The sequence below is a fragment of the Hymenobacter sp. BRD67 genome (assembly GCF_013256425.1).
GTDB lineage: Bacteria > Bacteroidota > Bacteroidia > Cytophagales > Hymenobacteraceae > Hymenobacter.
This window is the reverse complement of the sequence record NZ_CP053905.1, coordinates 24631-49561: the sequence shown is the minus strand read 5'-3', so window position 1 is coordinate 49561 and position 24931 is coordinate 24631. Positions and strand designations below refer to the sequence as shown.

Genomic DNA, 24931 nt, shown 5'->3' with positions numbered 1-24931 from the left:
CAGCAGTCCCGGCCACCTGCGCGTCGGCCAGGGCCGCCGCCAGCACCGTTTGCACGGGCACGGCCAGCAGCTCGGCTACCCGCAGCGCCTATGGACCTGTTCCGAAGCGTGCGTGACCAGGTGAAAGCCTACGCCCACGAGTTCGTGCAGACGCAATTCTAACCTGCATAATTTCCGGCTGAAACTACTGCCCTGGCTGGTCGTCCACTTCCCGGTTAATGATGGGCAGAATCTGATAGAGCATCTCCTTCGGGATGCCCAGCATATCGCGCTTTTCCGCGTAGTTCTCTAGAAATAAGGCGAAAGGATGAACACTCTGCATCTGCCGCTGCTCGTCCTCGGCTGCGCTGATGCCGGCCCAGGCCGGGGCACGCAGGTAGGCCACGTATTCTTCCAGCATGTCTTCGAACACCAGCCGCCCATCACGGAAGTCCTCGTGGTAGGCCAGGAGCGTATCCACGTCTATGATAATCAGCGGGCGCACGTTGTGCACCGGTAACCCCTGCTGCGCCAGTTGGGCCAACTCCTCCTGAAACCAGTCGTTGACGACCACGTTCAGGCCGGGCTGGTTGTAGAGCCGGTCGTGCACCACCAACACCGGGTAAATTACCAACTCGGCCGGGTCAAAGTCGGTATCGAAAGGCAGCTGGTGGCGCAACAGGCGCGCCACGTTGCCCGCCAACTGCTTCGCCGCCTTGGGGTGCTGGTTTTCGTCTTCGTAAAACTTCTTCTTTACCTCGTCCAGGTAGGTAGCAAAGTCGCGGCCGGCTTTGGCATCCTTGTGCACCAGCACGTCCTTCGACTCAAAAAGCACGGCCCGATTATCGTGGCGGAAATAGTAGTCCGGCTCGGCCTGCCCTTTTAACTGCCAGCCTTCGAAGATGGCCCGGCCACTCAGCGCCAACCCTCGGCCCTGAAAGGTGGCATCCAGCAGCAAATACATTAGGTACTGCTCAGAAAACAGGTCGCAGTACACCGAGCGCCAATCGGGCTCCCGCTGCCCTTTGGTAGGGACCGGTTGGCCAGATTAAATTGAAAGTACAGCCCCTTGTGCAAGGCTTCCAGCACCAGCACCGGGTACACCAGCACGAAGGTGCCGGGCGATTCCTCGCACAGCGGAGTTGCCCGTAAGCTGGTGAAGTCGGCCATATCCAGCGGCTGCCCTTCAGGCAGCGTGAAATGCCGCAGAAAGGCGCACGCCGACACGTAATCAGGCCTGACGGGCACCTCTACCGCAATTCGGCCAGCGGTTTCCGCCTGCGTAACGGGCTTGATTACGCCGCTTAGCTGGCGGAAGTACTCCTGCCAATTCTGGCAGTTGAACCGCTGCACAAAGGCTTGCAGCAGGGGCGCAAAGCGAGCTTCCGCCTCTAAAAACTCGAACAGCCGCACCGACTTTATTAATTGCAGCATCGCAATGTGGTGCAGGCGGTGGTTCACCAGTTCGAAATCGGAGAACGTGCCGGCCAGCGCGGCAGCGGCCAGCGGCTGCGTCGGCAGCAGCTGGCGGGCCACGGTCATGGCCTGGTACTGCTCCCTGATGTAGGACTCATTCAGCACCAGGCAGGCCACAAACAGGCTGCATTCCAACTCGGGCTCGGTCTGCCTGGTCGGCTCGTCAGGCAGTTCGAAGCACAGGCTGTAAAGCTGAAGCACCGTTTTCGGATGCAGGAAATTGAGCTTGGACTCGACACGGCGCGCCAAAGCCTGCGTCTGCTGGTAGACCTGGTTGGCGAAAAGCTCATTATGCTGCGGCCCGAAAAATTGCTGCATGTCCGTCACGTAGTCCCGCTTGGTAGCTGGCGTATGGCTTAGGTAGCCAAGCAGGTGCGAGACGCACTGCAAGCGGTCAAGTCGGTTAATGCCGCTCAGGTAGTCGGCAATAGGCTGCGCAGGCCCTTAAATAAGTCATCAAATTCAACGAGAAGCTGTCGTTTCATAGGCTAAGGGAGGGCCACCGGAGTTGGGACCTTGTTCCACCAACTAGAACACCAAAAAATAGTAACCCGTTAAACAGGTCATCTGGCGAGGCAAGACTTGTACCGAGGAGTAGGAGTGTTAGAAAGTTGCGTTTCATCACAAAATGGATTGGGTGAAAAAGCGAACGGCAGAAATAATGCGAAGCTTCGCCGTGTTCGCGGCCTAGAGTTATCAGGTGTGCCGCCCCGCTCCTTTTTAGACTTTAGGAACCATAATGTTTACTTATCGGCCCTAAACTCTGTCTATCTTTACGGCACCAGCAGCGCATTCTTTTGCAATTGCAAAAACACCGCTGGCAGACGATATTTTTACAATTGCAAAATGCTGTACCAAGTCGATACCCAGTTTTTGGCTTCGCTGGTCCGCGCCAAGCGCGGCAGCCAAACATTGCGCGAGGTAGCCGAGGAGATTAGCAAGACTACTGGGCCAGTCAGCACGGGCACGCTGCTCCGGGTCGAGCAGCAGCACGTACCCGACCTGCCGGTGTTCCTGCATTTCTGCAACTGGCTGGCCGTGTCCCCGGCCCGACTACTCTATACTAAGGAGACAACAGCCCCGGCCGAAACTACGGCGGCAACGGTGGCCCGGCTACTACGCTCCGATGCCCGGTTGGAGCCGGCGATGGCCAACGTCCTGGCGATTATGGTCAAAGCAACCTACGCCCACCTGGCTATTCATGAATAAGCCGCCAAAAGAACAAAAGGGAGAAAAAGGCCTGACCGTGGCCGCTGCCAACCGGCCAGCGCTAGCGCTGGCCGCCGACCTAGCCAGCCGCGTGGCTCCCAACGTTGAGCGGTATCTGCTGCGCGGCCTCGAAGGCTCGGATAACACGCGCTTGGCCTACTCATCCGACTTACGCATCTACGAAACCTACTGCGAAATGCACCAGTTGGCCCCTGGCCCGCTGCCCTGGAAACGCTGGCCGGCTACGTGGCGCATCTGGCCGACGTGGGCCGCAAGCTGGCCACTATCAACCGGCACCTGGCCGCCATCGAAAAAAACCACCAGTTGCTCGGAATGCCTTCGGCCATCAACGAGCCGGCGCTGGACGTGCTACGCAAAGGCGTGGCGCGGGAAATCGGCAAAAAGCAGAAGCAGGCCCCAGCCTTCTCGGTACCGCACCTCAAGCGCACCATCGACCGGCTCGACCTCTCGCGCCCGGATGGGCTGCGGGCGCGGGCGCTGCTGCTACTCGGTTTCGCAGGGGCTTTCCGGCGCTCCGAACTCGTAGGCCTCAACCTGGAGCATATAGAAATGGTACACGACGCGGCCGACGAGGTATTGGTAGTAACGCTCCCCAAAAGCAAGGCTAACCAAGCGGGCGACATCGAGCAGAAAGTCATTTTCTACGCCGAGAACCTGGCCTATTGCCCGATTGAGGCATACAAAGCGTGGGTAGCGCTGCTCGCGGGCCGCAAACAGGGGCCGCTGTTTGTGTCGCTGAAGCGGGGCCGGCCGGGCGAGCCGGGCAAGCCCACCGACAAGCGCCTAGCCGACCGGCGCGTGAACCTACTGGTGAAAGAGCACCTGGGCGCGAAATACTCCGCGCACTCTCTGCGGGTGGCGTTTATCACCACCGCCAAGCTAGCCGGGCAAAGCAACGACTTCATTAAGAATCAGACTAAGCAGAAAACCGATGCCATGATTAGTCGCTACACCCGGCTGGATAACATTATTAAGTATAATGCGGGGCGGTCATTAGGCCTGTAGCACTCCTTGATTATATGGCCTCAATATTGAAGCTGCCTTACGGCTTACAAGGCAACCAGCTCCTTCACATAAAGGACGTACCTAACGGCCTCGCCTGTGCCTGCGTTTGCCCTGGATGTGGGGCACGGTTAGTTGCTCGCAATCAGGGTAAGGTCAAGACAGCTCACTTTGCTCATTATCAAGCGCCGGAATGTGCAACGGGTTTACAAACGGCCCTGCACCTTGCCGCGAAGGAAGTATTTCTACAACAGCAGACCTTTCGCCTACCGGGGGCAGCGGGCATTATTGGCTTTCACGCAGACCACTTTGATAAGCAGGCCTATTTCAGCAGTTTCGCTTACGATGCAGCATCCTATCAGCAGGCCGTGGAAAACCGGCTTGACCTAGACTGCGAATACGCATTTGACGCCCGGTACGTGAGAATCAACCAGGTACTGCTGGAACACCGAACAGGCGATATTATTCCAGATATTATCTTAGAAACAGAAGCAGGGCCTCTGCTTGTGGAAGTGGCAGCTACTCACTTCATAGATGAAGCCAAACAGGAGAAAATCAAGCGGCTAGGCATCTCAACGGTAGAAATTGATTTGAGCAAAGTCAGTCGGGAGCTAAGCAGCGATGCACTGACCGACCTGCTCATTAATCAGATTGACCGCAAGCGATGGGCGTACAATGCCCGGCTGGATGCCAAGGTAGCTGCTCGCCACGCCCACTACCTAGAAGCTGCCCGGCCACTCTTTGCAGCCTGGCACGCCGAGCTGCTGCACGAGCAACAAGAAGAGGAGCGAGAGCGCCAGCGGCAACAGCAGCGCAAGGAATTTTATGCCACCCAAATTAAGCCCATCACTTTTAAAGGAAAAAGGTATGGCACCGCCCGCCAGGTATTGGGGTGCCCGGACCCGCGTCGCAGCTTCGATGGGCAACTATACTCCAACGTCGATGCAGATTGCCTTCGTTGTGCTCACTTCCGGGGCTACGGGGCCGAGCGCAAGTCCGTCATCTGCTTGTATGAATACACAAATCGGCATAAAATCCCCGGCTATGAATCGTATAAGTAGCTCGCGCGCTCCCGGGATTCACCCTGCTTAATTTCGTACTTCAACGCCTGCCAACGTCTGCACTATGAGAAATGAGGTAGAAGTAGTCAACGCAATAGCCAACGACATCTATTTTGAACAAGTCTACGCCCAGGCTTATCACGAACGGAAGCAAGCCTTTATGGTGCATCAACGTCCTTGGTATGTAGTACTCCCCAAAAGTTGGACAGGACAGGCGGGCTACCTTAGTCAACGCCATGAGTCCCAAACGCACCCGCCGCCGCTACACGGCCGAGTTCAAAGCTGAAGTTGCCCTGGCCGCGCTCACCGAGCGCCAGCCCTGGCCGAGTTGGCCAGCCGCTACCAGCTGGCCCCAGCCCAAATCACGCGCTGGAAGCAGCAGTTGCGCGAGCAGGCTGCCCAGGTCTTTGCCCCCGACAGTCCCACCCCGGCTGCCGCCCGCCCGACATGGAGCCGCTCTACGCCGCCATCGGCCGGTTGCAGATGGAGAACGCGCTGCTAAAAAAAACGCAGCCCCGATGAGCACCGCCCAGCAGCGCCAACTGGCGCAGGCCCCCGACCCGGCGGGCCACTCCGTGACGGCCCGCTGCCAGGCCCTGGGGCTGGCCCGCAGCAGCTATTACTACCAACCCAAAGGCGAGAGTGAACTGAACCTGAAACTGATGCGCTTGCTCGACGAGGAGTTTACGCGCCACAACTTCAAGGGCGTGCGCGGCCTGACCCAGCACCTGCGCCTGGCCGGCTACCTGGTCAATGAAAAGCGGGTGCGCCGGCTCGTGCGCCTGATGGGCCACGAGCCGGTCTATCCCCAGCCCCGGCTCACCGTGCCCGGCCAGGGCGCTACGCCTTATCCCTACCTGTTGCGCGAGCGGCCAGCCACGGCCCCAACGAAGTGTGGAGTACCGACATCACCTATGTACCGATGGCGCAGGGCTTTCTGTATCTGACGGCCGTGCTCGACTGGCACTCGCGCTACGTGCTGAGCTGGGAGCTGAGCAACACGCTGGCCGTGGACTTCTGCCTGAGCGCGTTAGCCGAAGCCCTGCGCCAGGCCCCGGCCCGTACATCTTCAACTCCGACCAGGGCAGCCAGTTTACCTGCCCGGCCTACGAGCAGGCCCTGTTGCAGGCCGGCTGCCGCATTAGCCGCGACGGGCGGGGCCGGGCCACCGACAACGCCTTCATCGAGCGCCTCTGGCGCACCGTGAAGTGGGAGCACATCTACCTGAACCCGGCCGACGACGGGCACCAGCTTTACCGCCAATTGCAGGCGTACTTTGCCTACTACAACCACCAGCGCCCCCACCAAAGCCTGGCCGGCAGCACCCCGGCCCAGGTGTACACGACTACTCCCTCATTCAAGCATTCCTGAAATACTTAACAAGCCCCGCCAAGCTGTCCAGTTTTTGGGGAGTAGTACAGTACGAGTTTGCGATGCAGGCAGAAAGCCGAAGATATTTTCAAACCTTAGCCAGTCGGCATTCTTTGCAGTGGATGATGGGTAATGAGCATGAACCTATTACCTACGCTGAGCCTCCTTTACCGACGAACTACGCACCCTGGCCGGACAGGCATACCGTCCCCGAGGTGCTGGTACCCTGGCGGCAGTTGGTATATGATTTTAATCACAGCGTGGAACGGGTGGGCTATCAATCCTTGACTCAACAGGCGTTCTATCAGCTGTGTAAAGATGATTATGAATTCCGAATCCGCTGGACTCCCTACGCCAGCTTGGAGTTCATTGAGGAGGCTAACCCATATGAAATAGCTGAGTTACTCCTTCCCTAAGTTGCAAAGCAATGCCAGTTAATCCCCAGCTAGCCCCCGCGCCGGTAATAGCTCAGGTTATTTCTCCGACAGCCATTCTCTACGCGCTGCAAGTGTATCCGCACGATGGCTACGTGGTGGAGAGTCGTTGCCGTGGCATTGGTCCCCCGCAGCCCTTCTTCGAATTCAGCTCTGACACTGAACCCCGAGGCATACGCTACGCAGCATACGAAGAATATTACCATCCTGTGCTCAATGAACCAGCGCTGGCCCGAAGCGGGGTCAAGCGAGAAGATATCGAAGCTTGGTTAAAGGTGCCAGGCAACGATGCCCTAGCGCACCCCGAATATGCTTCTTTATGCTTGCGATGGGGAGAAAACCCTGGGGCGTTTACGTGCAGGAATACGTAGTGCCAGCTGGAAATTCAGAACACCAAGTTGTATTTACCCCCTTCTCCTGCTGGCATTCTAGAATAACCTATTACCGTATTCATTCTTCATTTTCCGGCAATAGCCGCCACGAAAAAGCACTTAAAGAATAGGGCTTGCTACGGGAGCACACCGCAGCAATTAATTCAGAAGGCGACTGGTACGGCTGGTACAGTACCGATTGGGTAGCCGTGCAGCGTGCGCTGGCGGCCCTCCGGTTGACGCCCGTGCTGGCTCAAGTTGTTACTCACTATTGGGTGAGCCTACATGAGCGCGAGGATGAAATAACCTGGACCGAACACTTCTACCTGGAAAGTGAAGCACTAGCCCGCTATGCTCAATTTTGGGAGAATCCAGCATACGATGCGTTTCGGACCAATGAGCACCCACGATTAGTAAAAGGAGGAGTAAGCACACTGCGGGATGAAGCAATAGATGGGTGGCGCAGTGGTGAAAAAGTGCTTTTGTCCCGAGTAGCAACTGAAGTTGCGCGGCGATAGACGCTTTCTCAAAATGGGGCGCTAGTTACGAGCTTACTTTCTCGTAAATTTACAGCTTGTCTTTTTCTAAACGCTTTCAGTTTTATGGACAGAATAGGATACATTGTGACCAATAACTTTATACTCATTGGCGTTGATACAAACCTTATAATAACCCAAAGCAAAGGCTCTGAGTCAGTTACGCTCCACCTTACCGACGCACGCAAGGTGCGGCTACTCTCACCCACGGTAGCCGTCGCGGTGGTGGGCCTACCTGCCAAGGCAGGCGACCTCTACAACTATCTGGGAGCCTTGACAAACACCAACAACACATTTGATGAGGTCGTAACTGACGTTACGACGCTATTTAATCAAAATGCGCACGACATAAAAGCACAAATGCTTGAAGTCGTAGCGGTTATCATGGCGAACCTCGATGAGCAAGGAGCGATTAAAGAGGAGGTGGTAAAGGCCCATTTTGCCGGTGACTTAGGCAAACTGCAAATCGTGGAGGAATCACTGCAAATGGTCCGCCACCAAAACCACATGGCTACTCAGTTTTTCGCCTTTGCCCATGAGCACGGCAAAAATTTATCGGCACGCTATATGGTAATCGGAGCCAACGCCTCGGGCCACCGGCAAGACAACCTACCAGTTGACAACTACGATTTGGTACTGACTTCAAGCATGGAGCAGGTCAAAAAATTAGAAGCGGCGCAAGGCTTAATGCAACAGATGATTAGCGGGTCGATTCCTCACGGTTGGGACAACGACCCTGCGAAGGTCGATGAGATTAAAGAAATGGCGCGGGGCTTAATCAGGCAAGGGTTAGAAGGCAGTAACCCTTTCCCCGAAATGACACCCAACATCGTTTTCTATGAGTTAAGCGCGGCAACCGGGTATGTTTTCGCTGAACCAGCACAGAAGTTGCGCCAAATCGACATCAAACGCAACTCTCTGTAGTAAAGAAGAGAAGACACCCTAGTGTAGAACAAAACCCCTTACTTATGATACGCGAGCGGAAACGGACGACCGATTTTAACACTTGGCTACAGGCCGTGGAGCTGGAAGACTTAGAAGTTTACGCTCTTTACCAAGCAGTAGAGAATTTGATAACCGAAGGTCTATTTACTTGTAGTCCGGGACGGGACATTGAATCCAGCGTGCATGTGGTTACAACTCCTGCTGTTGATTTAAAGCTGGATTTAGTTACGGAGGATGCCCGCAAAGCGTTTCTGACGCATCTGCGGCATGAGTACATGAGCGGAATGGAAGCTGATGTTTGGCTGGCAATCCAAAAAGAGAAAGATGCAGCGTAGCAAACCGGCCTAAATTAGGCAGGGAATATCTGCAAGCGACTAGCATACTAACACTTATTTGCCGACTACTGCATGGATTTACCGGATTGGCCTGCCCCAGAATTCAAGAAAATAGAGCTGACCTTCCGCAATGGCAATTATGCCATGCCCCAGGCTGTAGAATACAGATACTGACGCATCCGTCGGGCGATGGTCGGGTAGTGGAGGTTGCCCTGTTTCAGGAGCATCGCTACGCCTTCTACTACTGGCTTCGCTGGACGCGCGAATTGAAGCAAAAGGCCCCGCCCTGCTTGGTCAGCTTGGATTGGCATCAGGACTTAGGCTACCCGGCGACATCGAGCAGGAGTGGCTTGATAAATTAGACCAAACCGACGACGCGGCAGTAGCTGGATTTTGCTGGGCCAGCCTGCCCGGCAATAACGACGGTCAGATTATGGCAGCGGCTTACCTTAATCTAATTGGCAACGTGTACGTTCACTGCCGGGATGGTGATGGCGAAGAGTGGGATGATGAGCACTTTACGGACAAGTTTGGCAATACCCACATAGTCCGCAAATTCAAGACCCCGCAACAATTAGAAGCAGCTCTGTTAGCGTCCAATGAGCAGGCCGCTTACTTTGATATTGACCTGGATTTCTTCACGTACCGCAACCATTATACCGAAGGCGGTGGCCGATTTACCTACATGCCCAAGCGTAAAATTGTGGACCTACTGGCCCGCAAACGCTACTCATGCAATGGATTTTTGAGCGGCTGGCTGGTTTTACAATTGCAACGGAGCCGGAGTTTTGTGGCGGCATTTCCAAATCAAACAAGCTGCTTGACATCCTAAGTAAATTATACTTCACCCCTGACCTGTTTACTGATGACTGCGAGTGGAAGCACTTGCGAAAGTAAATGGTCTGCCTGGCGGCCCAACGAGTTAAGCCGAGAAGCCCAAACGTAGCGCAGGCAAAGTGGAAACAGGTCGTTACCTTCGACCTTCCACTTTATTCGCTATGACGTTTGCAGAGTTAGTTGAACAGTTTTTGCTGCTTCGGTTGCAGGTAGCCTACGCGGGGGAAGCGAGCACGCCTAGCTGGTGGCCCACCAGCTGCCTGACCGCCGATGCCGCGTTGGATTTTAAGCATTTATTCGCCGATGCCGCGCCCGCCGTGGCCTGGCAACTTAGTAGTCAGGCAGCCTGTCAGGCGCACGATAAGTGGCTGTCGGGAATGGATTATCATTTATTCCGGCTGCCCGAAGGTCTGGAAGAAGCCATCTATTACACCGGCCTACAACTGCCGGTAGCCCAGGCGCAGCAGTGGCTAAGTGAGAAAGATGCCTTGCGGACGGTACCAACCACAACGGCTACGCTGGCTACGGGTGCCCAACGGCTGGGCAGCAGTGCCGATTTGCTTTCCGGGTCGGCGCTGCCGGCATTGCGGTCCTGCTACGGGGCTGCTTTGCGGGGCGGTGTACAGGTATTTCCTTACTTCACCACGGCCTGATTATGCGTACTACCCAGCTTTTCACGGCGGCCCTCAACAAGGGGCAGGCCCTGCTACCCGAGGTGCATCAATTGGCCCAGCATTGGCAGCCGGGCATCACAGCTCAAAAACTGGCCCAGGAGGCGCTGGCCGCCGGCTACCTGGGCCGGGCCACCGAAGCTCGCATCCGGGACGTGGTGGCGGTATTCAGCCGCCGTTTCATGCGGGGCCAGCCACAACCCGTGGTTCATATTCAGGAGTTGGCCAAGCAGTTGCCTACAGCGGGCATCTTTACTGAAGTATGCTTGCTGCACACTGCGGCTGCGCACCCGGAGCTGCTGGCTTTTCTGCAAGAAGTTTACTGGCCTGCCCACTATGCTGGCCGCCGCGACCTGCCAAAGGAAGCAGCGCAGGACTTTTTGCGCGAGGCCCAGAAGCTGGGGCGCACGGGCAGCGACTGGTCGGAAGGCTTAACCGAGCGCACCGCCCGCCGCCTGACCGGCACCCTCACCGAATTTGGCCTGCTGGGCGCGCCCAACCGGCAGGGAACTCGCTCGCTACGGCCATTTCAGCCGCACCCCGAAACAGTGGTGTATCTAGCTTATTGGCTGCATGAGTTGCACTTAGATGTACCCGCGCTGCTGGCCCACCCGCTGTGGCAAGTACTCGGCCTGCAAAGCGCCGATGTGCTGCCCGCTTTGCGCCGCCTGACCCTGCACAACTGGCTTACCGTGCTATCAGCCGGCGACGTGCTCCGCCTCGAATGGACTTATCCCACCACTACTGCGCTCCTGCATGACCTCACTCACCGAAGCATTTACGCAGTTGCTTGATGCGCTGAACACGCGCTACCAAACTATTAACCCGACCGGGGCGGCGCAGTTTTACTATCTCGTTTTTCCGCCGGACCAAGCGTTGGAAGTGAAACGGCAGCTGCACAAGTGGCGAAAGCGCCTGACTGACAACGGTTATAAGACGCGGGAATACAGCTTTGCTAAAGAGCTGCCGGGCTTGGCCGAGAAGCATCCGCTCCTGTCCAGGTCATTACAGCTGGAAGCCACCAAGCCGCTGCCGGCTGCCGATAAGTTCGCGGCCAGCCCGAAGCTGCTGCACCAAATCACGGGGCCAGCAGGCGAAAAGCTGGCGGCTGACATCACCACGCGCTTTGGCGCTTCGGGTGAGAAGACCGTGCTACTGCTCACCGACCTAGAAGCCCTGCACCCGGCCGTTCGCATTGGTACCATCGAAAACCAGCTTACCCAGACGCTGAAAGGCCCTGTCATCGTGTTTTACCCCGGCCAGCGCACGGCCAAGTACGCGCTGAAATTCTTGGGCTTCTATCCCGAAGACGGCAACTATCGCTCCACCCACTTTGAGGCCACCACTGCATGAGCATTCGTACTCTTTTTAACCTAGAAATAGAGCGCCCGATTGAGCCGGTCGTGAATTATGGCACCAACGCCAAGCGCGAAGCCGCGCTGCTGATGGAAGTGCAGGAGTACGTCACTACCCCCACATCGAGGAGCGAATTGAGAAGCTGCTTGAAGCGGTAGAAGATGGGGCCAATGGCAGCGCTAACACCGAAGTTGGTATTTGGGTATCTGGCTTTTACGGCTCCGGCAAAAGCTCCTTTACCAAGTACCTGGGCATGGCCCTGGACACTGACAAGAAATTGGATGGCCGGCCATTTCGGGAGCAGCTGGCCGACCGACTCAATCCCACCTTGCGCCAGCGCCTGCTGACGCTGGCGCAGCGCCACCCGGCCGCCGTGGTGATGCTGGACCTCGCCTCGGAAGCCAGCGGCGCAATGCGGTTGGTACACGAAGAGATGTACCGCAAAGTGCTGCAATGGGCGGGTTTCTCGACCGAGGCCCGCACCCGCGACCTGGAGCTGAGGCTGCTGCGCGATGGCAAGCTGGACGCTTTCAAGGCGCGGGCGCAGGAAGAAGCCAGCGGCCTAACCTGGGAGGAAGTGCGCGATGACCCCTACTTCGGTATTCAGGTGGCTTCGCAGCTGGCCCATGAATTTTACCCGCAAAGCTTCTCCACGCCCGACACGCTGGCCAACACGGCAGAGCTGCAAATCGAGCGCGGGCTCGACGAAGATGTAGCTACCATGCTGAGCCTAGTGCGGCAGCGTACCGGCTACCACAACGTGATTTTTGTGATTGACGAAGTGGGCCAGTACGTGGCCCCTTCCGACGACCGCATCCATGCATTGCAGGGCCTAGCGGAAGCCTTGAAACAACAAGGCCACGCGCTGCTGATGGTGACGGCCCAGCAGACATTGACCAATGATAACCCTGACGCGGCCCTCAACTCGGCCAAGCTGGCGAAGCTGCGGCCCGTTTCCCACTTGGCTTGGAGTTAGAGTCCAGCGATATCGGGCACATCATTACCGAGCGTTTGCTGAAGAAGAATGCGCCTGGCGTAACTACACTACGTCAGCTATTTGAGCAGGTCAGCCAGAGCGTTCAACACGCTACTCGCCTGCAAGATGTGAGCGTGCTACGGCTACCGGAATTCAGCCAGGACCGATTCGTTGACCTGTACCCCTTCCTGCCGCAGCACTTTGCCTTGATGCTGCGGCTACTGAGCCGGCTGGCTACCAAGCACGGCGGGCTGGGCCTGCGCTCGGCCTTGAAGCTGACGCAGGATATGCTACTCGATAAAACCAGTGGCACGGCAGTAGCCGATGCCGCACCCGGCCGCCTCATTACCCTTACCGACTTTTACCGGGTGCTGACGCTGGAAATCAGCCGCTCCCTGCCCTACCTGGCCACGGCCGTAGATAAGGCCGCCAGCTGTTTGGGGCCAGTTCGCTGGAAGCCGAAGCGGCGGCGGCGGTAGCCGTCATGCAAATCATTGAGGAAGTAGTACCCGTCACGTTTGTCAACGTGGCGGCCCTGCTCCAGCCCGATGCCCGTCAGCTCCGCACCCCGGCCCAAGTGAAGCAAGCGCTGGAACAGCTTATTGCCAGCGACGCGCTGCCTTTCGCCCTGCTCAACGACCAGGTGCGTATCATGAGCGACGAGGTGAAGGAGTTGGAAACCGAGCGCAACAAGCTTCAACCGCTCACCGCCGACCGGCTGCGCTTGGAACACGAGGTGCTGAAAGAACTACTGCCCGACACCACCCGCCGCACGATGCTGGGTGGCAACCGGCCGTAGTAGCGGGCCTGTTCTGGTATCCGGGGCCGATGTGCTATCGCAGGTGGCGGCCGGGGCCGACCCCATTCAGGTAGTCGTGACGCTGCTCGACCCCGCCGAGTATCAGACCCAGCTAAGCCAGCTGGCCCTGCGCTCGACCGACCCGCAGGAACACAACCGGCTGTATGCCTGCGGCCAGCTACCCGCTGGCTGGCACGACCAAGTGCGCGACCTCTACCGGGCCGGCGAAATCGTGCGCCTCAACCAGCACTCGGCTCGCCCCGGCGACGAGGCGCAGTACGTGCGGAGCCAGCAGGAACTGACGCGCCGGCTAATGCGTGAGCTAGGCCAGAAAGTGCGCCAGAGCCTCGAAAATGGCTCTTTCATCTTCCGGGGCTCGCAGACGGCGGCCCGCACCGAGGCTAGCACCCTACCGGGTGCCCTGGGCAAGCGGCTGAAAGACGTGGCCGAGCTGACGTATGAAAAGTACAACCTCGCGGGCCAGCCCACCGCGGCCGAAGCAGCGGTGCAGTTTCTGCAAGCAAAAGACCTGACTACCCTGCCCACGCAGTTTGACCCGCTGGGCCTGGCCGATAGCAACGGGGCGGTGCGAGCCGACCACCCCGCGCTGGTGGCCGTGGCCGATTATCTGCGCCGCCACCTGCAAGCTGATGGCCGCCCGCTGCTCGACGTGTTCAGCGGGCCACCTTTCGGCTGGTCGAAAGACACCACCCGCTACCTGGTAGCGGCCTTGCTGCGCGACGGGCGCATCAAGCTGCGCACCGGTGGGCAGGACGTAAGCGGCACCAGCACCGAGGCCCGCGCTGCCATCGGCAATACGAGCGGCTTCAACCGCGTGACGCTGCGCCTGGCCGATGGCGTGCCCTCGGCCGAGCTGCGCAACAAGGCGGCCTTCCGCCTAGAAGAGCTGACTACCGAAACGGTGTCCCCACGCTGAACGGTATCGGCCGGGCGGCCCGCGAGTTCTTTCCGGGAAAAATAACCGCGCTGGCCGGCCTACCCAGCCGTTTACAGGCTGTGCAGGTGCCCGGCCCGAGCGGGCTGAGCGGGTGCTCACGCAGCTGCGCGACTTGCTGGCTGGCGATGATGCCGATGTAATCAGCCGCCTCGGTGACCCTGACAATCAATTGGTTTCGGACCTGAGCTGGGCCGACAACCTCAAACGGCAGTTCGACACGGGCTTGGAAAACACGCTGCGGGAGCTGCTGCCGCTGCGCGAGCGTCTGGCTCGCCTACCCGACGTGGTAGCCCTGGCTGAGCTGCGCCGCGCTACGGCCGAGCCCCTGGCCAAGCTGGATGAGTTGCTGACGCACGACACGTTTGGCGGGCGCACGGCCGACCTGACCGCTGCCCACCGGCAGCTCGATGCCGCCCTGAAAGCCGGGGTGCAGGCCCTGGCCAGCCACCAGGTAGAGCGCCTGCGCCAAACAGCGGCCGAGCTGCGCGGCCTCTACACCTGGAGCTACCTGGACGTGGAAGCCCAAACTGCGATTGACGATGCGCTAACGGCCCTCATGCAGCCTTACGAGCGGGTGCGCCCTGGCACCCTGCGCGACCTGGAAGACCTGCAAAACCACGGTTACGCGGTAGAAGAACGCCTGGCAGGCCTGCGCCAGCGCGTGAGCGAAGCCCGCCCGCCCGCGCCGCCGCCCAGCGAAGTAGCCGAAGACGACCAAGGCAAGCCTGGCGAGATGGCTACGCCGCTACGCCTGCGCCGCCGCCTCACCTCCGTCGCCGACCTCGACCAGTTGATTGACCGCCTGCAACGGCTGCGCGCCGGCTTCACCACCGGCCAGGCCGTCGAACTTGATTTTGAAGACTAACCCGTACTAATTTTCTGCTACCCGCTACCCTACTCCAATTGAACTTGCTCATCAAGTAATTTCATCGGAGCCGGGTAGCGGTTTTTCCCACGCTATGACGCCCGCCGAACGCTCTTTGCTCCGCCAGTTTGTGGCCGATGCCCGTGCTGCTCTCTACCGCGACTTTGAGCAGCAGCTGCCCGGCTACGGCATCTTCTTCCAGCTGGCTCCAGTGACCGCTGGCGCGCCGCCCGCCTACACGGGTGTAAAGCTGACGGCCCCAACTGAGCTGCCCAACGCCGACCGGGCCACTCGCGCCAGCGCGGCGCGGCTGCAAGAGCGCCTGCACTACCTGGCCACTACTGTGCCCGGTGCCACCGCCAGTGGCCCGCCTCGCTTGGCCGAAGCGTTGCCCGGCTGCTGCTCGAACAGGCCTATACATTTCTCAACCGCCTCACGGCCCTACGGCTGGCCGAGGAGCGCGAGATAGTGCTGGAATGCCTGCGCCGTGGCCCGCAATCAGAAGGCTACACCGACCTATTTTCCCTCTATACCAGCCAGGCCTACCCCAGCGGCGATGCCCGCTACGCCGCCTTCATCCGGGCCAACTTTGACCGGCTGGCTCGTGAGCTACCGGGCCTGTTCGGGGCCTTCTCGCCCTATGGGCTACTTTGGCCGCGCCAGGCCGCATTTGAGATGGTGCTCACTCACTTGCGCCGCCCCGACCTGGGCTTTGCCTGGGATGCCGATGAGACACTGGGCTGGCTCTACCAGTACTTCAACTCCGATGCCGAGCGCCAGGCCATGCGGGCCAGTAGTCGCGCCCGCGCACGAGCCGCGAAATGGCCGTGCGTAACCAGTTTTTTACCCCGCGCTATGTCGTCGAGTTTCTGACCGATAACACGCTGGGCCGCCGCTGGCGCGACCTGGCCGGCCCTCTCCGGCCTTGGCTGCCCGCTGCCGCTACCTGGTTGCTAGCGAAGCCCCGGATACTGAGGTAGCCCCGACTGCCACGCCGGCCGTGGCTCCCCACCGGCCCGGCGGCTGGGGCGAAGGCCAAAAAAGAAAAGGCTGCTCCCCAGTTGAGAGCTTGCCAGTGGAGGAGTTCCCTTTGCCGGACCCCCGTGGCCTGCGCGTGCTCGACCCCGCTTGCGGCTCCATGCACTTCGGTCTGTACGCCTTCGATGTGTTTGAAACAATTTACCTCGATGCCTGGGACCGGCTGCCCGCCGCTACCGTGCTCACCGATGTGCGGGCGGCGCTGGCGGCCGAGCACCCCGACGACGAGGCTGCCCAGCGCCGGGCCTTTCAGGCGCGGGTGCCGGGCCTGGTGCTGGCCCATAACCTGCACGGCGTAGACATTGACCCCGCGCCATCCAGGTGGCGGGCCTCACGCTGTGGCTGCGGGCGCACCGCACCTGGCAGCGCCTGAAACTGCGGGCCGCCCAGCGCCCCGCATCGGCGAGGCGCGGCTGGTATGGGCCGAGCCGCTGGCCGAGGGCGAGCTACTGAATGCCTTTGGCCGCACCCTGCGCCATGAGACGCTGCCCGGCCAAACCAAACCTCTGGCCCCGGCCGAGGCCGATGTGCTGACGGGGCTGCTACGCAGTGTGGCCGCCCACACCCGCCTAGTGGGCGAAGCGGGCTGGCTCGTGCCGCTGGAGCAGGAGCTGAGCGGCCTCATTGAGGCGGCCCGCCTGAACTGGTCCAACGCTCGCGCCGCCGTGGCCCAGGCTGCGCAGGTTGATATGTTTCGGGGTGCGCCGGCGCAGCAACTGGGCTTGCCCTCACTGAAGCGCTGGGCCGGGTGCGCCGCAAAGCATTTTTTGAGGAAGCCGAAAGCCTGTTACTGGCCGCGCTCACCCTGTATGCTGAGCAGGCGGCTGGCCCCGATGCGTATCAACGGCAGCTGTTCGCCGCCGACGCGGCCGCACCCTGGCCCTGGTGGACCTCTGCCGCCTACGCTACGATGCTGTGCTGATGAACCCGCCCTTTGGCGCGGCGGCGGCGGCCAGTAAGTCCTACCTCGAACGCACCTACCCTAGCGCCAAAATGGACATCTTCGCCATGTTCGTGGCGCGGGCGCTGAGCCGGCTGCGGCCGGGCGGCTTCGTGGGCATAATTTCCTCGCGCACGGGCTATTTATCTCGTCATTCAAAACCTTCCGCGAGCAAGTGCTGCTGCGCCACCATCTGCCGCTGGTGGCCGACCTAGGAGGCGAAGTGCTTGATGCGATGGTGGAAACTGCCGCTTATGTGGTTCAGCAAGCCCCACCCATTGCCCAGCCGACCACATTCCTGCGCCTGCTCAATGTACCAGGCGATGAGAAAGAAGCTGCTTTACAAGAAGGGATGCTAAATCTGGCATCACCACTTCGTTTTGAAGTACCCACAACGGCATTTAAGGAGATACCGGGGAGTGCTTTTTCCTATTGGGCCGGATTAAGTATTCTTTCTCAGTTTTCTCAACAGCCAGCTTTTAAACCTAGTGCTGGTTATGCGGCAGTGGGTTTACAGACTAGTGACGATTTAAGATTTGTCAGGTTGTGGTACGAATGCTTCTCAAATAATTGGAAGCCGTTTTCAAAGGGTGGCCGTTTTTCACTATTCTATGGCCCTCTTGATACTAATGTTTTATGGGGAGAGAATGGACTCGAACTTAAAGCGTGGGCGCATCAAGTTGGGGGAGCTGGTCAAAGAACATTCGTTCAGTTCATCTTTACTTTAAGGCTGGTTTGACTTACCAGCTAAGGGCATCTAAGCTCTGCCCACAGGCAATGCCTGTTGGGGCTATCACCAGCGTTCGGGGACAAGGAATATACCCAGCAGAAAACCCACGAGGAACTGAAGAGACAAGCTTGTTGAACATGTCTGTGCTTGCTTCTCAACCATTTGACTTTTTGGTCAAACTAATGCTCGGTAGAGAAGGTTTTCCCAGCTTTCAATCTGGTTCTCTCAACAGCACCCCCTTTCCGTCCGCTCTGCAATTGCCGGCCGCTGCGCCGGTAGTGACCGAGCTGGTGGCCCTGGCCCAGCGGGGCCACGCCGTGCAACGGGCGCGGGAGTTCACCCGCGAGACGTCCTTGCACTTTCGCCTGCCCGCCGTGCTGCTACCCGCCGCCCTGGCTGGCCCGGCCGTTGCAGAAACCCTGTCCCCCGCCTTGGCAGCTGCCGTGGGCGCGCCCCCGCTCCCAGCCACTGACCCCACCACCCTAGCCGAAACGGCTACCCTGGAAGCTGCTCGGGCTGCTGCCGTCAGGCCGAAGTACAAGGCATTCAAGGCGAAATCAACGAACGGGTGTACACCGCCTACGGCTTCGGTCCCGCTGAGCGGTCGGCCATCGCGCAATTCTATGCGGCCCCTAGCAGCGCCAGCGCCGATGACGAAGCACCGGCCGACGAAGACGATGAGGCCGACGATAGCGCCGCCCCCGGCAGCCCCGACGACGTAGCATTTGCCCTCTGGCAGTGGCTGCTGGGCGCTGCCTTCGGCCGCTGGGATGCACGCCTGGCTCTGGCCCCACCGGCCTGCCCGCCCGGCCGGCCCTTCGAGGCCCTGCCGCCCGCTCCGCCCGGTGCGCTGCGCCACCCCGCCACCGGCCGCCTGGCTGCCACTGCCGCCGACGTAGTCGTTGCGGATGTTCCTTACCCCATACCCGTAGCCTGGTCGGGCGTGCTGCCCTCGACCCCGACCACCCGCACGATGTAGCGCGCCACCTGCGCCAGCTGCTGGACACGCTGCGCCCGGCCACCGCCGCCGCCCTCGAAGCTGAAAGCCGCGCCCTGCTGGCATCTGCCCGCGCCGACCTTACCGGCTGGCTTACCGAGTGGCTGGGTCGCCCCGGCGCGGGCGGTTTCTTCGATCGCCACTTGCTGGCCTACTCCCGCTCCAAGCGCGAGGCCCGCTCTACTGGCCCCTGCAAGCGCCCGGCACCAGCTACGTGCTCTGGCTCTACGCGCCCCGCCTGAGCCGCGAAACGCTGTACGCCGCCCTCAACGATTACGTAGAGCCGCGCCGCCAGCGCGCCCGCGACGAGTTACGTCAGTTCAGTGAGCTGCTCAACGGCCCCACGCCGGCCAGCGCCCGCGAGGCTCGCGAGCAGCTGCAACGCCGCGACGAGGTGGCCCAGCTTGTGGCCGGCCTCGACCAGTTCGTGACCCACCTAACCAGCGTGCTCGACCAGCCCGGCTTTCAGCCCCACCCGACGACGGGGCGGCCATCAGTGCCTGCCTGCTGGCCGAGCTGTTCAGCCACCGTGCCTGGCGGCGCAAGCTGGAGCAGCACCGCGCCAAGCTAGTGGCCGGCGATTACGATTGGAGCCACTTGGCCCTGACGATGTTCCCGACCCGTGTCCGGGAAAAGTGTCGGCAGGACCGTTCGCTGGCCATCGCCCACGGATTGGAAGCGCTGTACGAGGGGCCGTTGGCGGACTTGGGTACAGTGGCAGAAGAAATAGAAACCGCTTAGCAACTGACTATGAATGCAACTGAACGCATTGTCGAACAATACTTTCGACTGCATCATCATTGCCTGACGGTTTCTGATTTGAAGATACCCAGTGCTGAAGGGCGGCAGATTGATTTATTGGTAATCAAGCCTAGCACTGAGCCTGGCAAACCTGCCACCTATTTGCATGTGGAGGTCAGCGTGACGTCCACTACGCACAATCCTAAACTTGACAAAGCGCTTCCCAGGCATTTTGACCACAAGTTTTTTGGTGGTCCGCCTTTGCGAAGAGAACGGGTTAGTAAAAATACGCCCGACATTCTGAGGCAGCTTAAATCTACTTATGAACTGTATGGCGCTGAGTGGGCATCTGTTCAGCGAGTATGGTGCCTATGGAAATACAACAGCGCTGGCGTTGCTAAACTGCAAACAGATTTAGCGGCTGCACACGCGGAAGTTTCTGCTGATAAGTTTCGGGTCCTTTCCTTTCGTGATGAAGTAATGCCCAAGCTAGCTGGTGCGCTAGGTACCAGCCACCACGAAGACGAACTGGTACGTTTGGCTAGCTTATATGAAACTAAAGCACAAGAGGAGAAAAAGTTAGCTCTCAAATTAGCAAAGCAACAGGCTCAGGCTGCCAACAAAAAATTCACCCCACCAGTCCCGGAAGACCCTACTGCTTCGCCTTTCAATTTTATTCTGCCTTAAATGCCCACCATCAGCACCTTCATTCAAAACCTAATTCAGCAAAAGCTGACCAAGCGGCGTTGCGTGGTGGTGTACGACCCCCTGCAACGCTACGCCGAATTGGTAGCTGAGTTGGCAGGGCCTGCCGATGCGCCCCAGGCCATAGTGGTGGCTGCGCTTCCAGGGCCTACCCAGGCCCTGCTGCACGCCTGGGCCGCGTGGGCCAACCTGGGCAGTCGCCCCAGCCCCGGCTTGCCGCTGCTGGTGTACGTGGCCACGGCCGCCCCCAGGGCGAAACGGCCCAGCGCGCCGACCCGTTTTGGGCGCTTGCGGCCTCCAGCAGCGCCTTTGGCTGCACCGATGACGAGCAATACGCCCAGCTCGCCCGCCAGTGCTACCCCGACCACGTCAGCAAGCTCCGCGAATTATTCGCCGCGCCGCAGCCCCCCGCTTTCGCCGTGCTCGACAACCTGGGCGGCGGCGAGCGGTGGCCACAGTTGAGCCACTACCTGCCGGGCCGCGAGTCGCGGGCCGAGTTGCTGCGGGGCCTGCTGCTGCCCAGCCCGACACCGATAAGCGCCTGCTGGCCGCCACCGACTGGGTGAGCGAAGCCCATCGCCTGACGGAAGTGGCATTGGGCGTGCTACCCACCGAAAACACGTTGCCCACGCTCCGCCGTAAGCTCTGGCAGCTGGTGTTGATGGGCGAGTTTGTATTTGACTTGCTTTGCCCGCTACCGCCTGCGCTGCTGGGCGTAGTCCGGGCTGCTGACTCGGCCCGTGACCTGGTGCTGCGCTTGGCCGACGAACTGCGCCGCCAGCAAGCCACCGAATACCTGGAACAAGCCCGCTTCCTGGCCGACCAGCTAAATCTGGCCAACTATTTCGGCCCCGACGACGACCTGGGCGAGCGCCTAACCTTCGGCTTCGAGGACTTAAATCTATTGGGGCAAGTACTTACCGCCGTCCGTACCAATGACCTCGCTGCCGCAGCGGTCAAGCTGAAACTGCAAAAGAATTCCGTGTGGCGTGACCAGGGGGCCGCCCGTTGGGACCTCACCGAAGCTGGCCTGACTCTGCACCAGGAAGTAAATGCGGCCCGCGCCTACCTGAAAGCCGAGCCACCCGCCGACCTGCCCCGCCTGGTAACGGCATACGCTGGCCCCCTGCACTTGCCCGATGCTGCCCAGCGCCGATTTGAGGCGGCCGTAGCTGCCTACCGCCACTCACCCGAAGCATTGCCCACCGCCACCGGCCGCCCCGACGGAGCGAGTGCAAACCTGGAAGAATTCATCCACGACTGCCGCACGCAGTATGCCAACCTGGCCACCGAGCTACAGCAGCGCCTACTGGGGCGGTGGAAGCGCAGGGCTGGCCGGCGGCGGGCCTCCTCAATGCCCGCGAGCTGACGGGCCAGCTCGTGCAGCCAGCCTTGCAGGATGGCCGGCGCATTGCCTACTTTCTGGTCGATGCGCTCCGCTACGAGTTAGCCCAGGAAGTCAAAACCTTGCTCATCGAGCAAGGTGCCACGGTACATATTCAGCCCTATTGCGCCCAACTGCCCACCAGCACGCCAATCGGCATGTCGGCCCTGCTGCCCCACGATGGCCACTGGACCCTGGCCAGCAGCCCCACGGGCAAAGTCGAGCCGCAGGCTGGCCAACCATTGCTGCCCGTGCCGGACGCCAGCGCCCGCGACAAATTCTGGGAACAGCGCTTCGGTGACCGCGTGCGGGTGCTCACGCAGGAAGCATGGCTGAATGCGCCGACCGTGCCGGCCACGGTGCGCCTGCTGGTAGTGCGCTCCTCTGACTTGGACCAGGCCGGCGAAAACCAAGGCATTGCGGGTCTGGGGCAGTTTCCACTAGCCTTGCGGGCTTTGCGGCGGGCCGTGCTGGCGGCCGGCGCGGCGGGCTTTCGAGAAATCGTCATTGCCACCGACCACGGCTTTGTGCTCAATCCTACCCCGATGGTGGGGACGCGGTGCCGGTGCCCGCCGGTGACTGGCCCTTCCGTAAGGTACGCAGCCTGCTCGGGCGCGGCCCCACCGACACGCCGGGTACGCTGCGCCTTGAAAGTGGCCAGGTTAGCATTCCGGGGCCGTGGCCGCACTTCGTGGTACCACGCTCACTGGGAGCTTTTGAGCGTGGTATAACCTACGCCCATGAAGGCTTGTCGCTACCCGAAGTGGTATTACCGGCCCTGCGCGTACAGCTGCCAACACCTGAGCAGGCCCCGCACGCACTCGCCTGGAGCTACGTTACGCCAAAGCGGCGATTACCACCCGTCAGCCCATGATTACGGCCGAAGCTATCGCTGGGCAACTGTACGATGATGCCCCACCGGTCGAGTTCCGGGTGGCGGTGCTGGGGCCGCAGGGTCAGGTTGCGGGCCGACTCGGCGCGCACAGTGCCGTAGTAGATGCTGTTGGGCAGCTCGTGCGCCTGCCTGCTGGCGAGGTAGTGCGCCTGCCCGTGCGGATGGACGAGGAATTTGAAGGCAACTTCACCGTCCAAGCGCTCCACCCCGACACCCAAGTCGAACTCTTCCGCCTGCCCTTGCGAACTGAATATGAAGTATGAAGGCCCTGATTCGCTGGATGCCAAGCTGAATGAACATTTCAGTGGCAAAGCCGTGCGCAAGGATTTGCTGCACCAGATTAAGAAAAGCACTAACGTGCCTTCGTTCGTGCTCGAATTTCTGCTAGCCGCTACTGCGCCACCGACGACCCCGATGAAGTAGAAGCTGGCAAGCAGGCCGTGGTAGAAACCTTGAGCCGTCAATACGTGCGGCCCGACGAAGCTAACAAGGCTCAGTCGCTGGTGCAGCAGAAAGGCTCGCACCGCTTTATCGACAAGATTCACGTCCGCTACCAGGAGCGCGAGCGCCGGCACTGGGCCGCAATGGAGAACTTCAATTCTCAGCGTATTGCCATCCCGAGCAGTTTTATAGCCAGAATGAGCGGCTACTCGAAGGTGGCGTGTGGGCCGAAGTAAAGGTGGCCCGCAACGAAACCGATGAGAGCTACGCCTTCCACGTCGAGGAGCTACGGCCCGTACAGCTGGCCCGCTTCGACTTCGATGCCTACTGCGCGGGCCGGCAGGCATTCAGTCGCAACGAGTGGCTGGACGTGCTCATGCGGACCATTGGCCTGAACCCGGATAAGTTTTCGTTTCGGCTCAAGCTCCACTACCTCACCCGCCTCATCGGCTTCGTCGAGTCGAATTATAATTTCATTGAGCTAGGCCCACGGGGCACGGGTAAGTCTTTTGCATTCAGTGAATTTTCCCCCTACGGCACGCTCATCAGCGGCGGGCAGGCCAGCACGGCCACGCTGTTCTACAACCTCTCGCGGCGCACGGTGGGCCTAGTGGGCTACTGGGATATTATCGGCTTTGACGAGGTAGGCGGCATCCGAATCAAAGACCAGAATACCATCCAGATTATGAAAGACTACATGGCCAACGGGCGTTTCTCCCGTGGGGCCGAAGTCATCGCGGATGCCTCATTTGCCTTTGTTGGCAACATCGACCACTCCATTGAGCAATTAGTCAGTTCACCCGTCCACACCCTGTTTCTCACCCTGCCCGACAATTTTGACCTTGCCGTGCAAGACCGTTTTCACTACTTCCTGCCGGGTTGGGAGATGCCTAAAAACAGCTCTTCCTACCTCACCGGACAGTACGGGCTGATAACTGATTACCTGGCTGAAGCCTTACACTATCTCAAAAAGAAGGTCAACAAGTACCCGGCCCTGAACAGCCGCATCAGCCTGGGCAAAGCCGTAGAAGGCCGCGACGAACAAGCCATTAAGAAAACCGTGGCCGGGCTGCTCAAGCTGCTGCACCCGCCAACGAGCCCACCGACCAGGAGTTCGATGAATACGTAGCCTACGCCGTGGAGGGCCGCCGGCGGGTGAAAGAGCAGATGAATAAGCAGAAGCCCGATGACGAATTTGCTAACATCAACCTGAGCTACTGGCGTCGGCAGGATGGGCAAGAAGAAATCGTGTATTGCCCGAGTCGGCCCACATAGTGCAAGCTGCGGGCTATACAGCTGGCCACCCGGCCGCAGCAGTTCCGCCAATAGTGTCACCCGCAGCTCCTGTAGCTCCAAGTACTGCCACCAACACGCCTGCGCCACTATCAGAAAAGACTGTCCGCATTTTATTCGGAGATACCGGGTATGGGTACGATACCCTTTTTGGTCCTTACCTGACCGGGGCGAGTACCGTTACGCTGGAAGAGCCCTACATCCGCACCCCCCACCAGCTCGGCAACTTGGTTCGCTTCGCTGAGCTGCTGACGCGCATTGGCGACTGCCGCGAGCTAACTATACAGGCCGGCCAGCCCGAAACCGACGAGCAGCAGGCTGATGTAAAAAAAGCGCTGGAAGACCTCCGGTGGAGCCTCAAGGAGTTTGGAATTCAACTCGAATTCTCATTTAGCCCCACCCTGCACGACCGGGAGATGCGCCTGAGTAACGGCTGGGTCATCCGTTCTGGCCGTGGCCTCGACCTGTACCAAAAGCCCGAAAACTGGTTTAGCGTCGGCGTAAACGATTTTGCCTACCGTCCCTGCCTGGAAACGACAGTGGTCTTCCAACGTCAATAGGTGCG

General features: G+C 59.8%; 34 protein-coding genes and 1 pseudogene. 31 read left to right on the top strand and 4 right to left on the bottom strand.

The features are described 5' to 3' along the window. Nucleotides 1–184: 184 nt before the first annotated feature. Complete coding sequence (locus GKZ67_RS20990) at nucleotides 185–943, bottom strand: hypothetical protein (RefSeq protein ID WP_173247298.1); 759 nt, start codon at nucleotides 941–943, stop codon at nucleotides 185–187. Continuing rightward, a complete protein-coding gene (locus GKZ67_RS20985) occupies nucleotides 943–1845 on the bottom strand; it encodes a hypothetical protein (protein WP_173247295.1) in 903 nt (300 codons plus the stop codon). The genes GKZ67_RS20990 and GKZ67_RS20985 overlap by 1 nt, the downstream gene beginning before the upstream one ends. A 456-nt stretch (nucleotides 1846–2301) precedes the next feature. On the opposite strand from GKZ67_RS20985, the gene GKZ67_RS20980 reads away from it, so the two are divergent. The 25 genes from GKZ67_RS20980 (at nucleotide 2302) to GKZ67_RS20865 (ending at nucleotide 18889) form a co-directional block, all read left to right on the top strand. Further along, the gene (locus GKZ67_RS20980) at nucleotides 2302–2664 is read left to right on the top strand and encodes an XRE family transcriptional regulator (protein ID WP_173247293.1); all 363 of its coding nucleotides are present in this window, start codon (nucleotides 2302–2304) and stop codon (nucleotides 2662–2664) included. 246 nt (nucleotides 2665–2910) lie between these two features. Continuing rightward, nucleotides 2911–3690 carry a tyrosine-type recombinase/integrase gene (locus GKZ67_RS20975; RefSeq protein ID WP_173247290.1) on the top strand — a complete coding sequence of 260 codons (780 nt, stop codon included), beginning with the start codon at nucleotides 2911–2913 and terminating at the stop codon, nucleotides 3688–3690. Between the two features lie 14 nt (nucleotides 3691–3704). Then, nucleotides 3705–4748, top strand: a complete 1044-nt coding sequence (locus GKZ67_RS20970) for a hypothetical protein (RefSeq protein ID WP_173247287.1) — start codon at nucleotides 3705–3707, stop codon at nucleotides 4746–4748. Nucleotides 4749–4984: 236 nt separating this feature from the next. Beyond that, the gene (locus GKZ67_RS20965) at nucleotides 4985–5695 is read left to right on the top strand and encodes an IS3 family transposase (protein ID WP_173247284.1); all 711 of its coding nucleotides are present in this window, start codon (nucleotides 4985–4987) and stop codon (nucleotides 5693–5695) included. Further along, nucleotides 5671–5955, top strand: coding sequence for a hypothetical protein (locus tag GKZ67_RS24050; RefSeq protein WP_254245315.1), 285 nt, complete (start codon nucleotides 5671–5673; stop codon nucleotides 5953–5955). The genes GKZ67_RS20965 and GKZ67_RS24050 overlap by 25 nt, the downstream gene beginning before the upstream one ends. Then, nucleotides 5871–6119 carry an integrase core domain-containing protein gene (locus tag GKZ67_RS24045; protein ID WP_254245314.1) on the top strand — a complete coding sequence of 83 codons (249 nt, stop codon included), beginning with the start codon at nucleotides 5871–5873 and terminating at the stop codon, nucleotides 6117–6119. Before GKZ67_RS24050 ends, GKZ67_RS24045 begins: the two co-directional genes overlap by 85 nt. A 1407-nt stretch (nucleotides 6120–7526) precedes the next feature. Further along, nucleotides 7527–8384, top strand: a complete 858-nt coding sequence (locus GKZ67_RS20955) for a hypothetical protein (RefSeq protein ID WP_173247279.1) — start codon at nucleotides 7527–7529, stop codon at nucleotides 8382–8384. Nucleotides 8385–8479: 95 nt separating this feature from the next. Continuing rightward, nucleotides 8480–8740, top strand: a complete 261-nt coding sequence (locus tag GKZ67_RS20950) for a hypothetical protein (protein WP_173247276.1) — start codon at nucleotides 8480–8482, stop codon at nucleotides 8738–8740. Between the two features lie 304 nt (nucleotides 8741–9044). Then, on the top strand, nucleotides 9045–9572 hold the full coding sequence (locus GKZ67_RS20945; RefSeq protein ID WP_173247273.1) for a hypothetical protein: 528 nt from the start codon (nucleotides 9045–9047) through the stop codon (nucleotides 9570–9572). Between the two features lie 166 nt (nucleotides 9573–9738). Continuing rightward, the gene (locus tag GKZ67_RS20940; RefSeq protein WP_173247270.1) at nucleotides 9739–10230 is read left to right on the top strand and encodes a BrxE family protein; all 492 of its coding nucleotides are present in this window, start codon (nucleotides 9739–9741) and stop codon (nucleotides 10228–10230) included. Nucleotides 10231–10232: 2 nt separating this feature from the next. After that, nucleotides 10233–11042: a BrxA family protein gene (locus tag GKZ67_RS20935; protein WP_173247267.1), complete on the top strand. Its 810-nt coding sequence runs from the start codon at nucleotides 10233–10235 to the stop codon at nucleotides 11040–11042. After that, nucleotides 11005–11601: a BREX protein BrxB domain-containing protein gene (locus GKZ67_RS20930; protein WP_173247264.1), complete on the top strand. Its 597-nt coding sequence runs from the start codon at nucleotides 11005–11007 to the stop codon at nucleotides 11599–11601. Before GKZ67_RS20935 ends, GKZ67_RS20930 begins: the two co-directional genes overlap by 38 nt. Continuing rightward, nucleotides 11598–11762, top strand: coding sequence for a hypothetical protein (locus GKZ67_RS20925; RefSeq protein WP_173247261.1), 165 nt, complete (start codon nucleotides 11598–11600; stop codon nucleotides 11760–11762). Before GKZ67_RS20930 ends, GKZ67_RS20925 begins: the two co-directional genes overlap by 4 nt. A 95-nt stretch (nucleotides 11763–11857) precedes the next feature. Further along, nucleotides 11858–12580: a hypothetical protein gene (locus tag GKZ67_RS20920; protein WP_173247258.1), complete on the top strand. Its 723-nt coding sequence runs from the start codon at nucleotides 11858–11860 to the stop codon at nucleotides 12578–12580. Beyond that, on the top strand, nucleotides 12571–13059 hold the full coding sequence (locus GKZ67_RS20915; protein ID WP_173247256.1) for a hypothetical protein: 489 nt from the start codon (nucleotides 12571–12573) through the stop codon (nucleotides 13057–13059). The genes GKZ67_RS20920 and GKZ67_RS20915 overlap by 10 nt, the downstream gene beginning before the upstream one ends. 5 nt (nucleotides 13060–13064) lie before the next feature. Beyond that, nucleotides 13065–13379, top strand: coding sequence for a hypothetical protein (locus tag GKZ67_RS20910; protein ID WP_173247253.1), 315 nt, complete (start codon nucleotides 13065–13067; stop codon nucleotides 13377–13379). Next, nucleotides 13363–14316: a hypothetical protein gene (locus tag GKZ67_RS20905; RefSeq protein WP_173247250.1), complete on the top strand. Its 954-nt coding sequence runs from the start codon at nucleotides 13363–13365 to the stop codon at nucleotides 14314–14316. Before GKZ67_RS20910 ends, GKZ67_RS20905 begins: the two co-directional genes overlap by 17 nt. 112 nt (nucleotides 14317–14428) lie before the next feature. Next, nucleotides 14429–15202: a hypothetical protein gene (locus tag GKZ67_RS20900; protein ID WP_173247247.1), complete on the top strand. Its 774-nt coding sequence runs from the start codon at nucleotides 14429–14431 to the stop codon at nucleotides 15200–15202. A gap of 94 nt (nucleotides 15203–15296) precedes the next feature. Further along, nucleotides 15297–15671 (top strand): hypothetical protein, encoded by a 375-nt coding sequence (locus GKZ67_RS20895; RefSeq protein ID WP_173247244.1) that lies wholly within the window; start codon nucleotides 15297–15299, stop codon nucleotides 15669–15671. Beyond that, complete coding sequence (locus GKZ67_RS20890; RefSeq protein WP_173247241.1) at nucleotides 15671–16075, top strand: hypothetical protein; 405 nt, start codon at nucleotides 15671–15673, stop codon at nucleotides 16073–16075. The genes GKZ67_RS20895 and GKZ67_RS20890 overlap by 1 nt, the downstream gene beginning before the upstream one ends. 52 nt (nucleotides 16076–16127) lie before the next feature. Continuing rightward, nucleotides 16128–16613, top strand: coding sequence for a hypothetical protein (locus GKZ67_RS20885; RefSeq protein WP_173247238.1), 486 nt, complete (start codon nucleotides 16128–16130; stop codon nucleotides 16611–16613). Beyond that, complete coding sequence (locus GKZ67_RS20880) at nucleotides 16579–17199, top strand: hypothetical protein (RefSeq protein ID WP_173247235.1); 621 nt, start codon at nucleotides 16579–16581, stop codon at nucleotides 17197–17199. The genes GKZ67_RS20885 and GKZ67_RS20880 overlap by 35 nt, the downstream gene beginning before the upstream one ends. Then, nucleotides 17162–17395, top strand: a complete 234-nt coding sequence (locus GKZ67_RS20875) for an Eco57I restriction-modification methylase domain-containing protein (RefSeq protein WP_173247232.1) — start codon at nucleotides 17162–17164, stop codon at nucleotides 17393–17395. The genes GKZ67_RS20880 and GKZ67_RS20875 overlap by 38 nt, the downstream gene beginning before the upstream one ends. Continuing rightward, the gene (locus GKZ67_RS20870; protein WP_173247229.1) at nucleotides 17356–17919 is read left to right on the top strand and encodes a hypothetical protein; all 564 of its coding nucleotides are present in this window, start codon (nucleotides 17356–17358) and stop codon (nucleotides 17917–17919) included. Before GKZ67_RS20875 ends, GKZ67_RS20870 begins: the two co-directional genes overlap by 40 nt. A 559-nt stretch (nucleotides 17920–18478) precedes the next feature. Next, nucleotides 18479–18889 carry a hypothetical protein gene (locus tag GKZ67_RS20865; RefSeq protein WP_173247226.1) on the top strand — a complete coding sequence of 137 codons (411 nt, stop codon included), beginning with the start codon at nucleotides 18479–18481 and terminating at the stop codon, nucleotides 18887–18889. On the opposite strand, the gene GKZ67_RS20860 is transcribed toward GKZ67_RS20865, so the two are convergent. Continuing rightward, nucleotides 18826–19050, bottom strand: coding sequence for a hypothetical protein (locus GKZ67_RS20860; RefSeq protein WP_173247223.1), 225 nt, complete (start codon nucleotides 19048–19050; stop codon nucleotides 18826–18828). The two genes, GKZ67_RS20865 and GKZ67_RS20860, sit on opposite strands and share 64 nt — an antisense overlap. A gap of 71 nt (nucleotides 19051–19121) precedes the next feature. Between GKZ67_RS20860 and GKZ67_RS20855 the strand changes: the two genes are divergently transcribed. The 5 genes from GKZ67_RS20855 (at nucleotide 19122) to GKZ67_RS20835 (ending at nucleotide 22468) form a co-directional block, all read left to right on the top strand. Beyond that, complete coding sequence (locus GKZ67_RS20855; protein ID WP_173247220.1) at nucleotides 19122–19478, top strand: hypothetical protein; 357 nt, start codon at nucleotides 19122–19124, stop codon at nucleotides 19476–19478. Nucleotides 19479–19657: 179 nt separating this feature from the next. Further along, complete coding sequence (locus GKZ67_RS20850) at nucleotides 19658–20335, top strand: nuclease-related domain-containing protein (protein WP_173247216.1); 678 nt, start codon at nucleotides 19658–19660, stop codon at nucleotides 20333–20335. 197 nt (nucleotides 20336–20532) lie between these two features. Continuing rightward, nucleotides 20533–20919: a hypothetical protein gene (locus GKZ67_RS20845; RefSeq protein ID WP_173247213.1), complete on the top strand. Its 387-nt coding sequence runs from the start codon at nucleotides 20533–20535 to the stop codon at nucleotides 20917–20919. Further along, nucleotides 20916–21722 carry a hypothetical protein gene (locus GKZ67_RS20840; protein ID WP_173247211.1) on the top strand — a complete coding sequence of 269 codons (807 nt, stop codon included), beginning with the start codon at nucleotides 20916–20918 and terminating at the stop codon, nucleotides 21720–21722. Before GKZ67_RS20845 ends, GKZ67_RS20840 begins: the two co-directional genes overlap by 4 nt. Then, nucleotides 21671–22468, top strand: a complete 798-nt coding sequence (locus GKZ67_RS20835) for a PglZ domain-containing protein (protein WP_173247208.1) — start codon at nucleotides 21671–21673, stop codon at nucleotides 22466–22468. The genes GKZ67_RS20840 and GKZ67_RS20835 overlap by 52 nt, the downstream gene beginning before the upstream one ends. A 100-nt stretch (nucleotides 22469–22568) precedes the next feature. Here the strand turns inward: GKZ67_RS20835 and GKZ67_RS20830 are convergent, their stop codons facing one another. Continuing rightward, on the bottom strand, nucleotides 22569–22838 hold the full coding sequence (locus GKZ67_RS20830; protein WP_173247205.1) for a hypothetical protein: 270 nt from the start codon (nucleotides 22836–22838) through the stop codon (nucleotides 22569–22571). Between the two features lie 46 nt (nucleotides 22839–22884). Here GKZ67_RS20830 and brxL point away from each other — a divergent pair. Beyond that, nucleotides 22885–24926: pseudogene (gene brxL, locus GKZ67_RS25420) on the top strand (BREX system Lon protease-like protein BrxL). The last annotated feature ends 5 nt before the right edge of the window (nucleotides 24927–24931 follow it).

Excerpts from the sequence above, each read along its gene's own strand:
- GKZ67_RS20990 (WP_173247298.1), bottom strand. The coding sequence starts at position 943 with ATGTATTTGCTGCTGGATGCCACCTTTCAGGGCCGAGGGTTGGCGCTG.
- GKZ67_RS20970 (WP_173247287.1), top strand. The coding sequence starts at position 3,705 with ATGGCCTCAATATTGAAGCTGCCTTACGGCTTACAAGGCAACCAGCTC.
- GKZ67_RS20935 (WP_173247267.1), top strand. The coding sequence starts at position 10,233 with ATGCGTACTACCCAGCTTTTCACGGCGGCCCTCAACAAGGGGCAGGCC.
- GKZ67_RS20940 (WP_173247270.1), top strand. The coding sequence starts at position 9,739 with ATGACGTTTGCAGAGTTAGTTGAACAGTTTTTGCTGCTTCGGTTGCAG.
- GKZ67_RS20875 (WP_173247232.1), top strand. The coding sequence starts at position 17,162 with ATGAACCCGCCCTTTGGCGCGGCGGCGGCGGCCAGTAAGTCCTACCTC.
- GKZ67_RS20850 (WP_173247216.1), top strand. The coding sequence starts at position 19,658 with ATGAATGCAACTGAACGCATTGTCGAACAATACTTTCGACTGCATCAT.
- GKZ67_RS20930 (WP_173247264.1), top strand. The coding sequence starts at position 11,005 with ATGACCTCACTCACCGAAGCATTTACGCAGTTGCTTGATGCGCTGAAC.
- GKZ67_RS20965 (WP_173247284.1), top strand. The coding sequence starts at position 4,985 with ATGAGTCCCAAACGCACCCGCCGCCGCTACACGGCCGAGTTCAAAGCT.
- GKZ67_RS20980 (WP_173247293.1), top strand. The coding sequence starts at position 2,302 with ATGCTGTACCAAGTCGATACCCAGTTTTTGGCTTCGCTGGTCCGCGCC.
- GKZ67_RS20920 (WP_173247258.1), top strand. The coding sequence starts at position 11,858 with ATGGCCCTGGACACTGACAAGAAATTGGATGGCCGGCCATTTCGGGAG.
- GKZ67_RS20895 (WP_173247244.1), top strand. The coding sequence starts at position 15,297 with ATGACGCCCGCCGAACGCTCTTTGCTCCGCCAGTTTGTGGCCGATGCC.
- GKZ67_RS20955 (WP_173247279.1), top strand. The coding sequence starts at position 7,527 with ATGGACAGAATAGGATACATTGTGACCAATAACTTTATACTCATTGGC.
- GKZ67_RS20925 (WP_173247261.1), top strand. The coding sequence starts at position 11,598 with ATGAGCATTCGTACTCTTTTTAACCTAGAAATAGAGCGCCCGATTGAG.
- GKZ67_RS24050 (WP_254245315.1), top strand. The coding sequence starts at position 5,671 with ATGGCGCAGGGCTTTCTGTATCTGACGGCCGTGCTCGACTGGCACTCG.
- GKZ67_RS20910 (WP_173247253.1), top strand. The coding sequence starts at position 13,065 with ATGCAAATCATTGAGGAAGTAGTACCCGTCACGTTTGTCAACGTGGCG.